Source organism: uncultured Anaerovibrio sp. (assembly GCA_902786545.1).
Lineage (GTDB): Bacteria > Bacillota > Negativicutes > Selenomonadales > Selenomonadaceae > Anaerovibrio.
The window spans coordinates 66,266-76,186 of the sequence record CADACU010000003.1 but is presented as its reverse complement, the minus strand read 5'-3'; the positions used below and the strand labels follow the sequence as shown (position 1 = coordinate 76,186).

Sequence of the window (9,921 nt, the reverse complement as noted above, 5' to 3'; positions counted from 1 at the left end):
TAAATGCGTGGATAAGAAGTAGTAGCAGGGGGGCGTTCCCCAGAGAGCTGCCGGGTGGTGCGAGGCAGTGGATAAGCCCTTGTGAACTGGTCTTGGAGCAGCCAGCTGAATTTATGGACAGGTGTACATCCGTAATAGTAGGTGGAGCCGGTGCTGACCGTTAAAGCAGGAGGGATAAATATCCCGGTGAGTGCGTGCTTCGGCACGAAATTGAGTGGTACCACGAAAGGCAGCCTTTCGTCTCTTTGGAGATGAAAGGCTTTTTTGTTTAGTATTTACATTTTACATAGAAGGGGAGACACGCGATGAAAAACTACACTAAATACACCAAGGGCTACTATATGCCACCAAAACCGGATATGAGCTGGATGTACAAGGAGCATCCGGACAAGGCGCCGAAGTGGTGCTCGGTTGACCTGCGGGATGGTAATCAGGCGTTGATTATCCCCATGAGTCTGGATGAAAAAATAGAGTTTTTCAAAATGCTGGTGGAGGTAGGCTTTAAGGAAATCGAGGTGGGCTTTCCGGCTGCTTCTGAAACGGAGTACACTTTCCTGCGCCGACTGGTGGAGGATAATCTTATTCCGGACGATGTTACGGTGCAGGTGTTGACCCAGGCCCGGGAACATATTATCAAAAAGACCTTTGAGGCGTTGGAGGGGGTAAAAAACGCCATTGTCCATGTATATAATTCCACCTCGGTGGCGCAGCGTCAGCAAGTGTTCAGAATGTCCAAGGAAGAAATCAAGCAGATTGCCGTGGATGGCGCCAAGCTGTTAAAGGAGCTGACCGAAGCGGCCGGGGCCAATTATCGCTTTGAATATTCGCCGGAGAGCTTTACCGGTACTGAGCCGGAATATGCGCTGGAGGTATGCAACGCCGTGCTGGATGTATGGCAGCCGACACCGGATCATAAGGCCATTATCAATATCCCGGTAACGGTGGAGATGTCTATGCCGCATGTCTATGCTATGCAGGTAGCCTATATTTCTCAGAACCTCAAATATCGTGATGCAGTGGAGTTGTCCTTGCATCCACATAATGACCGGGGGTGTGGGGTAGCTGATACGGAGCTGGGGCTTCTGGCCGGAGCTGACCGGGTGGAAGGGACCCTATTTGGCAACGGTGAGCGGACCGGTAATGTGGATATTGTGACCCTGGCCATGAATATGTTTGTGTTGGGGGTGGATCCGGAGCTGGATTTCACCGATATGCCAAAGCTGGTTGATTTGTATGAAAAGGTTACCCGGATGCAGGTGCCACCGCGTCAGCCGTACGCCGGAGCTTTGGTGTTTGCTGCTTTCTCCGGTTCCCATCAGGATGCTATTGCCAAGGGAATGAAGTGGCGGGATGAGCAGGATCCGGATCATTGGACTACCCCGTATCTGCCGATTGACCCTCATGATGTGGGCCGGGAGTACGACGGCGATGTTATCCGCATCAACAGCCAGTCCGGCAAGGGTGGCGTAGCCTTTATTATGGAACAGAAATACGGTATTACCATGCCAAAGAAAATGCGGGAGGATTTTGGTTATTGCGTCAAGAATGTGTCCGACCACAAGCACAAGGAACTGATGCCGGATGAGATTTATCAGATTTTCCATGACAATTATGTGAATGTGGAGAGCCCATATAAGCTGGTTGATTTTATGCTGAAGAAGGATGTGGATGGCAGTCGCTCCGGGGTTATCGATTTGGAAATCGATGGCAAGCCTACCACCTTTGAAGCCAAGGGTAATGGTCGCTTGGATGCTGTAAGTAACGCCATTCAAGCCAATACAGATATAAAATATACTGATTTGATATACAGTGAGCATGCTTTGGAAATTGGTTCTACTTCTCGGGCTATGGCCTACATTGGCATAAAGGGCACCGATGGGAAGATTACATGGGGTGCCGGTATGGATACGGATATTATCACAGCATCGGTATTGGCCCTCTTTAGTGCCATTAACCGCATGAAGGCATAAAAATAACACTAAAAAAGGATTCGCATGAGCAACGAATCCTTTTTTAGTGTGTGTATTATATTTAGGAGAGTTTGGAACTATTCAGCAATAACCTGAACATTATGCCTGCCTAGATAACATTATATCCAAGTTATTTCTTGCTAGTTTCCTGCGCTTTTCTCAAAGCTTGAATATAATATAACATAAACGAAAATGATTTTCAATACCTAAATGAGAAAAATTTTCAAAAAAATTAAAAGAGCTGTAAAAACAGCTCTTTTCGCATATTTTTAGATATTTGAATCCTGGACAGAATCAAACATATCAGTGATTTCCTTGGTTGGTTCCTTGTCCAGACGGCTAACAATGTAAATTGCCAGCAAAGAGAAGGCAAAGCCCGGAATGATTTCATACAGGCCAAAGAGGGCCAGCTGCTTCCATATGAGTACGGTCAGTCCCCCGACGATGATACCGGCCAGTATACCGTTGCGGGTTGCCCGGCGCCAGAACAGGGACATGATGAGAGCCGGACCAAAAGCTGCACCAAAGCCGGCCCAGGCGTAAGCCACCATATCAAGGATGAAGCTGTTTGGATTCATGGCGATGCTGATGGCCATAGCAGAGATGGCCAGTACCGCTGCCCGACTTACCCAAATAAGTTCATTTTGGCTGGCGGATTTACGGATAACAGACCGGTAGAAGTCTTGGGAAAAAGCGGAAGCGGCTACCAGCAGCTGAGCCGAAGCAGTACTCATTATGGCGGCCAATACGGCGGAAAGTACTAATCCCCCAACGAATGGACTAAAGAGCTGTTCGGTCATTACCAGAAATACTGTTTCTACCTTTGGACCAACCAGGGGTTCAGTGAGGAATACGCTTCCCACAATACCAACTGCGACGGCGGCGGACAGGGAAACGGCCACCCAAACCATGGCGATGTGCATGGCCCGGCTCAGTTCACTGGATGATTTGATGGCCATAAAGCGGACCAAAATATGGGGCTGACCAAAATACCCCAGGCCCCAGCCCATCAGGGAAACGAATTCAATCATGGAGATGGTGGACCCATCTGGTCCCAAAAACGGATTGAAGAAGGTCGGGTTGATGATACTGACTGCCGTGGCAGTGTTGGACACTCCCCCCAGAGCGTATACCGCTACGGACGGTACCATAATAATGGCAAAGAACATCATCACACCTTGGATGAAGTCCGTCCAGCACACTGCCATAAAACCACCGGTCAAGGTGTAGAATACCACGACAAACGCTCCCAGCAATACGGCGGTGGAATAGTCCAAGCCAAATAGCGTGCTGAACAGCTTGCCACCGCTGACAAAACCGGAAGCGGTGTAAATAACGAAGAAAATAATAATAAATATGGCCGGGGCAATGCGAAGCACATTGCTGTTATCATGGTAGCGGTTCTGGAAAAAGTCCGGCAATGTCAGGGAATTGTTGGCGATTTCCGTAAATTTCCGCAGCCGGGCTGCAATGAATTTCCAGTTGGCATATGTGCCCAGGGCCAGCCCCAAAGCAATCCAGCCGGCGTTCAGTCCGGCCAGATAGGCGGCTCCAGGCAGGCCCATCAGCATCCAGCCACTCATATCAGAGGCTTCCGCGCTGAGGGAAGTGACCCAGGCTCCCAGCTTTCGATTGCCGATGATGTAGTCGTCCATATCGTTGGTCTTCCGATAATAGTACAGGCCGATGAACATCATTAGCCCCAGGTAGAGGACGAAGGCAGTAATTATTAAAATATTATCCAATGATTATTCCTCCTATATAAAAAATACAATACTAATTATACTAAGAAAGTAATAGTTTTGGCAAATATCTTTTGGGGGATAGGATTTGTTTCTTGGCTTAAATTTATGACCGCAATAAAGGAATTTTAAATTTGTTGTCGAAGTAATAATTAAGTTTCGTAGAATTCCTAAAATCCTTTTCTTGAATTGATAAAATTTTTTCTGTATACTTGAATAAAAAGTGTGGGATTTTTTTACCAAATAAAAGGATTTTGGCGTTTGTGTCGAATATTTAACAATGATAGATAATATGCGAAGAAATGCAGGTGATTGTTTGTGGAAAAAGTCAAGGTTATGGTGGTTGATGATTCCAGGATAAGCCGTATGATGGTTAGTTCTATGCTTGCCAAGACTAATTTTGAAATATGTGCAATGGCTGAGAATTCTGCTCAAGCGGTTGCTCTTTACGCTAAAACTAAGCCAGATGTTGTTACAATGGATATGAACCTGCCGGATGAGGATGGTATCGAGTGTACCAGCCGTATTCATGCTATTGATCCAAAGGCCAAAATTGTCATGATCAGTGCCATGAAAGACGCCAAGCTGATTATGCGGGGGCGTATGGCGGGGATTAGTGCGTTTTTGCAGAAGCCGGTTAGTACCAACGAGCTTATTGATACTTTGATGATTATGTGCAAGGATAATGTAGGCACGGTGGCTACTTATCGGGAGTCCTATGTCACTACTTTTGCCAAGGTTCTTCAGCAGACACTTATGCAGGTGTTTGGCGTACAGAGTGAGATTGATATTGCCAAAAATGATCAGACCGTTGTCCAGGTGGATGGCGTGGCTTTTGTAGTGGGTATAGTTGGTGAGCCAAGAGGCCGTGTGGCTCTTTATATGAATTCTGATACCATGTATGGCCTGTCCAAGGCTATGCTGGGAATGAGTCCTGATGATGAGCTATCTTCGGAAGAGGCCGAGGCGGCAATCGAGGAAGCTGGGAATATTATCTCCGGTCGGGGTGTTTCCAAGGTAAATGATATATTTAAAGATAGGGAAATGCGCGTAACACCACCAGGGACCATTATCGGTTCAGATATTGTATTGTCTAATCCTGACCTTATCGCCTTTAACATTAAGGCAAAGACTCAGTATGGTGATGTGTTTATGAATGTTGGTTTTGCGAGGGGAGTATAATTTATGGATGTAAAATTGGTCAATCCTTTCATAGACGCTTTTACTACCGTTCTTCCTCAGATGGGCTTTGCTACTCCGACTCGAACTGGCATGAGTGTCAAGGAGAAGAGTGCAACAAGTCTTGGTGTAGCCGTTATAGTAGGTTTTACCAAGGAAATCAGAGGCAGCGTTGTATATAATATGAGTGAAGAAACGGCGAAGTATATTGCGTCCACAATGATGATGGGCATGCCGGTAGAATCCTTCGATGAAATGGCTCAGAGTGCGATTTCGGAAATGTCCAATATGCTTACTGCAAATGCTGCTACCAACCTTACGGCTTTGGGCCTGGAGGTGGATATTTCCACGCCAAGCTTGACTGTGGGAGCGGATTTTCAGATTAAGATAAGCAATGAACAGTACCTAACCATTATGATGGATGTAGGTGGCCATACGGTAGAAATCGATGTGGCTGTACAGTAACAAGTAACAAATTAAAAAGAGTAGTCAGAAGGTGGCTGTGGAGATGAAGAATTTCCACAGCCATTTATGGTATATATTTTATTAAAAAAATGTTGGCAATAAATTTGATTTTCAGTATAATAGGAATAGTTTTGTAGAAATGCAGAACCGAATATATGTTTTGTTTTTATAGAGGTGTTTTCAGCCCTGGAATAATGGGTGAAGAAAGGCGATATGATAAAGGTTTTTGTTACTACTACCGGTCACCAAAAGGGACTGGACGGCAACAAGGAAAAGGTTCTCCATGGAGCCGAGGGCCAGTATTATTTTCGTAACGACAAACACTACATTAAATATGATGACAGCAGTATGGACGAGGATAATGTGATACGCACTACCTTAAAAACTGATGGCCGGGATTTTAATATTTTTCGCCGGGGGGCAGTGGATACTGAGATGACATTTTCCTTGGGGAAAACCACCCGCACAGCCTATCGTACTCCCTATAGTATGATGGAGCTGGAAATCAATACCAAAAAGCTGGTAATTGATATGGGAGAGGCTGCCGGCAAGGTGGATTTGTGCTACGATATGGCGGTAAATGGTGATTTTGTGGGTGAATATGAGCTTAGCATAAAAATCACCAAAGCAGAGTAGAATTAGGAATTAAGAATTCAACATTCTTAATTAAGTATACAGGGAGGCTATGGTTTTGGATATTAAGGATACACTTTTGGCGGCTATTGAAAATGCGGCGAAGGCGGCTATTTCGGAAGGAGTTTTCCCAGAGGCCGATTTACCGAATATTATTTTGGAGGTTCCGCCCAAGAAGGAATTGGGTGATTTTGCCACCAATTTTGCCATGCAGTCTGCCAAGGCATTTCGAATGAATCCCCGGAAGATTGCCGAGGAAGTAACCAGCCGGATTTCCGGTGATTGGTTGGAGCGGATTGAGATAGCTGGTCCTGGCTTTATAAATTTCTTTTTGAAGTCCAATGTTTTGTATGATGGCCTGGCGGCTATCATGAAGCGGGGGCAGGGCTTTGGCCAGCTGCCGAAGAAGGATATGGCACCGGTACAGGTTGAATATGTCAGTGCCAATCCTACCGGTCCACTTCATGTAGGACATGGTCGAGGAGCCGCCGCAGGCAGTGCTTTAGTGAATGTTATGCGGGCAGCCGGCTATCCGGTTACCAGTGAGTACTATATCAATGATGCCGGCAATCAGATTAACAATCTGGCCTTGTCGGTAAACCACCGTTATCTGGAGCTGCTTGGTAAGGCTACGGAAGATACCTTCCCGGAAAACGGCTATCATGGTGCGGATATTATTGATACTGCTCGACGGATTATTAAAAAGGATGGGGAAAAGTACTTGAATATGTCTGAGGAAGAACGCCTGGGCATATTTAAGGAGCTGGCATTAAAAGAAAAGCTGGCGGCTCTCAAAGAGGATTTGGAAGCCTTTAACTGTACCTTTGATGTGTGGTACAGTGAACGCACTCTGCATCCGGATAAGGTCAAAGCAGCAGTTGAGGTGTTAAAGGCCAATGGTAAGATCTATGAAGAAGACGGTGCTCTGTGGCTGAAGTCCACTGAATATGGGGATGACAAGGACCGGGTTGTAATCCGGGACAACGGAGTGCCTACCTACCTGGCTGCTGATATTGCCTATCATAAGGATAAGTTTGAGCGGGGCTTCGGTAAATTGATTAACATTTGGGGTGCTGATCATCACGGCTACATTTGCCGGGTAAAGGCGGCCATGAGTGCCCTGGGCTTTAATGCCGATAATCTGGATGTGTTGCTGCTGCAGATGGTTCGCCTGCTGCGGGGCGGCGAGCTGGTGAAGCTCAGCAAGCGTACCGGCCAGACGGTAACCTTGGCCGAGCTGATTGAGGAAGTAGGGACTGATGCGGCCCGTTACTTCTTTATTATGCGGTCCATGGACAGCCAGTTGGATTTTGATTTGGATTTGGCCAAATCAAAGACCAATGAAAATCCGGTTTATTATATTCAGTACGCTCATGCCCGTATTTGCAGTATTTTCCGTCAGGCTGAGGAAACTGGCCTGAAGGTGGGAGATAATGTTGATTTGACTCTTTTGACCGATGAGACGGAAATTGACATTATCAATAAATTGCAGGAATACGAGGAAGAAATTGAACGGGCAGCGGCAGAATATGCTCCACAGCGTATTGCCCGTTATGCTTACGATTTGGCCAGCAAGTTCCACAGCTTTTATAATCAGTGCCGTATTTTGGGAGTTGATGAAAAGCTGGCGGAGGCCCGCCTGGCTCTGGTAACTGTTACAGCCCATACCATCAAGCATGCCTTGGGGATTTTAGGGGTATCAGCACCAGAAAAGATGTAATATTGATAAATATAGAAATATAAATTTTACGGAGGCGTTTTAAGTGGATTATTTAAAGAGTACCGATGTGGAAGTTGCTGCTTATATTTTGGCAGAGCATAATGCAGATTTGGGCAATGTGGTGGACTCCTCCGCCTATGAGCCGATGTATTACAAGGACCTTATTATGGAGGTTATCAAGCGGAAAAAGAAGCCGGTGCAGTCCTTGCCGGAGGCTATTTCCGAGATTTATACCCAGATAAATATGGACGGCAGATTTACTTACAGAAACGATGGTAAGTGGGGGCTTACTGAGTGGTATCCGGTGGAGAAGAAAGCCTCCCGTGGCGCCCGGTCTGTATCCCGTGAGGCGGCCCTGGAAAAGAAAAAGGCCAACGATACCCATAAGTTTGAAAGCATTCAGGAAAATAATTGATTTTTGTGTATAGGAGGATAAAATTATGGCAAAGTATATTTTTGTCACTGGCGGTGTTGTATCTTCGCTTGGTAAAGGCATTACTGCGGCTTCCCTGGGGCGCCTTTTGAAAAACCGTGGTTACAATATTACCATCCAGAAGTTTGACCCGTATATCAATATTGATCCGGGTACCATGAGTCCGTATCAGCACGGCGAGGTGTTTGTCACTGATGATGGTGCGGAGACTGATTTGGATTTGGGTCATTATGAGCGGTTTATTGATATAAATCTTACCCAAGGCTCCAACATAACTGCCGGCAAGGTATATTGGAATGTAATCAACAAGGAACGCCGGGGCGACTACCTTGGCAAGACTATCCAGGTTATTCCTCATATCACTAATGAAATCAAGCAGCGGGTCTATGATGTAGCTACGGAAAGCGGTGCTGATGTGGTTATCACCGAAATCGGCGGTACGGTTGGTGACATCGAGTCCTTGCCATTTATGGAAGCTATCCGTCAGGTGAAAAAAGAAGTTGGCAAAAATGATGTACTTTACATTCATGTGACTTTGGTTCCATATATTTCTGCAGCCGGCGAGTTAAAGACCAAGCCGACTCAGCATAGCGTAAAGGAACTCCGCAGCATAGGTATTCAGCCGGATATTTTGGTATGCCGTTCGGAAAAGCCACTGACTGATGAGATGAAGGCCAAGCTGGCTATGTTCTGTGATGTGGACAAGGAAGCTGTAATTGAAAATCGCACTGCCTCCACTATTTATGAAGTGCCTTTGATGATGCAGGCCGAGGGTCTTGACCGCATTGCCATGGAAAAGCTGAATATGGACTATGTTCCGGTTAATATGGACAGCTGGGAGCAAATGGTTTATAAGATCAAGCACCCGAAGAAGCGGGTGAAGATTGCGGTAGTCGGCAAGTATGTTGAGCTGCCGGATGCATATATTTCCGTGACTGAAGCCCTGCATCATGCCGGAATTGACAATGAAGCTGAGGTTAAAATCCACTGGGTGAATGCCGAGGAACTGGAAAAGAACAATTACAATGAGCTGGATGATGTATTTGCCGGCTGTAAGGGTATTTTGGTACCAGGTGGCTTCGGTGATCGGGGCGTGGAAGGCAAGATTATGGCCATCCGCTATGCCAGAGAGAACAAACTGCCATTCCTGGGTCTGTGCCTTGGTATGCAGTGTGCTGTTATTGAATTTGCCCGCAATGTTTGTGGCTTGGCTGATGCCCATAGCTCTGAGTTCTGTACTGAAACCAGCAACCCGGTTATCGACTTGATGGAATCTCAGGTAGATGTTGAAGAAAAGGGCGGTACTATGCGTCTTGGAGCATATCCGTGCAAGATTAAGGAAGGGACTAAGACTGCAGCGGCTTATGGTACTCTGGAAGTCAGCGAGCGTCATCGTCATCGGTATGAGTTTAACAACAAATATCGCAAGGAATTGACCGATGCTGGTCTGGTTCTGGCCGGTACTTTGCCTGATGACAGCCTGGTGGAGATTGTAGAGGTTCCTGATCATCCTTGGTTTGTGGCATCCCAGTTCCATCCGGAGCTTAAATCCAGACCAAATAATCCACATCCATTATTCCGGGATTTTGTAACTGCCGCTTTGGAAGTAAAATAATAAGAAAAAATACAAAGGCTTATGACCGGGTTATGCCCGGGCATGAGCCTTTTTCTATGACACTATATAGTTTTTGACACAAATTTTGTATCGAATATAATTGTTTTAATCTGAAAAGTAGGAATTTTTCCTACATAAAATCAGACTAATTCCTATTTTATTTA

Annotated in this window: 8 protein-coding genes and 1 other annotated feature; of the genes, 7 read left to right on the top strand and 1 reads right to left on the bottom strand. The window is 46.0% G+C overall.

Features of this window, described 5'->3' with window-relative positions; all coding sequences use genetic code 11:
- Positions 1 to 248 (top strand) — a binding site (T-box leader). This feature is flagged as partial in the annotation.
- Positions 249 to 305: 57 nt separating this feature from the next.
- Positions 306 to 1,970 (top strand): 2-isopropylmalate synthase, encoded by a 1,665-nt coding sequence (locus tag QZV24_RS01325; RefSeq protein WP_294518988.1) that lies wholly within the window; start codon positions 306 to 308, stop codon positions 1,968 to 1,970.
- A 269-nt stretch (positions 1,971 to 2,239) separates the two neighbouring features.
- On the opposite strand, the gene putP is transcribed toward QZV24_RS01325, so the two are convergent.
- Positions 2,240 to 3,667 carry a sodium/proline symporter PutP gene (gene putP / locus QZV24_RS01320; protein WP_294519001.1) on the bottom strand — a complete coding sequence of 476 codons (1,428 nt, stop codon included), beginning with the start codon at positions 3,665 to 3,667 and terminating at the stop codon, positions 2,240 to 2,242.
- A 363-nt stretch (positions 3,668 to 4,030) separates the two neighbouring features.
- Here putP and QZV24_RS01315 point away from each other — a divergent pair, with 363 nt between their 5' ends.
- From QZV24_RS01315 to QZV24_RS01290, 6 genes are all read left to right on the top strand, one after another.
- Positions 4,031 to 4,894 carry a response regulator gene (locus QZV24_RS01315; RefSeq protein ID WP_294518985.1) on the top strand — a complete coding sequence of 288 codons (864 nt, stop codon included), beginning with the start codon at positions 4,031 to 4,033 and terminating at the stop codon, positions 4,892 to 4,894.
- Positions 4,895 to 4,897: 3 nt separating this feature from the next.
- Positions 4,898 to 5,356 (top strand): chemotaxis protein CheX, encoded by a 459-nt coding sequence (locus QZV24_RS01310; protein ID WP_294518983.1) that lies wholly within the window; start codon positions 4,898 to 4,900, stop codon positions 5,354 to 5,356.
- 213 nt (positions 5,357 to 5,569) lie between these two features.
- Complete coding sequence (locus QZV24_RS01305; protein ID WP_294518981.1) at positions 5,570 to 5,992, top strand: DUF1934 domain-containing protein; 423 nt, start codon at positions 5,570 to 5,572, stop codon at positions 5,990 to 5,992.
- Between the two features lie 55 nt (positions 5,993 to 6,047).
- Positions 6,048 to 7,709 carry an arginine--tRNA ligase gene (gene argS, locus QZV24_RS01300; protein ID WP_294518978.1) on the top strand — a complete coding sequence of 554 codons (1,662 nt, stop codon included), beginning with the start codon at positions 6,048 to 6,050 and terminating at the stop codon, positions 7,707 to 7,709.
- 43 nt (positions 7,710 to 7,752) lie between these two features.
- Entirely contained in the window at positions 7,753 to 8,124 is a 372-nt protein-coding gene (gene rpoE, locus QZV24_RS01295; RefSeq protein ID WP_294518975.1) for a DNA-directed RNA polymerase subunit delta, read from the top strand.
- Positions 8,125 to 8,149: 25 nt separating this feature from the next.
- Complete coding sequence (locus tag QZV24_RS01290; protein WP_294518972.1) at positions 8,150 to 9,757, top strand: CTP synthase; 1,608 nt, start codon at positions 8,150 to 8,152, stop codon at positions 9,755 to 9,757.
- Positions 9,758 to 9,921: the final 164 nt, after the last annotated feature.

Bases quoted from the DNA above. Each gene is read 5' to 3' on its own strand.
- QZV24_RS01325 (WP_294518988.1), top strand. From the start codon at position 306: ATGAAAAACTACACTAAATACACCAAGGGCTACTATATGCCACCAAAA.
- putP (WP_294519001.1), bottom strand. From the start codon at position 3,667: ATGATGTTCATCGGCCTGTACTATTATCGGAAGACCAACGATATGGAC.
- QZV24_RS01310 (WP_294518983.1), top strand. From the start codon at position 4,898: ATGGATGTAAAATTGGTCAATCCTTTCATAGACGCTTTTACTACCGTT.
- QZV24_RS01305 (WP_294518981.1), top strand. From the start codon at position 5,570: ATGATAAAGGTTTTTGTTACTACTACCGGTCACCAAAAGGGACTGGAC.
- QZV24_RS01290 (WP_294518972.1), top strand. From the start codon at position 8,150: ATGGCAAAGTATATTTTTGTCACTGGCGGTGTTGTATCTTCGCTTGGT.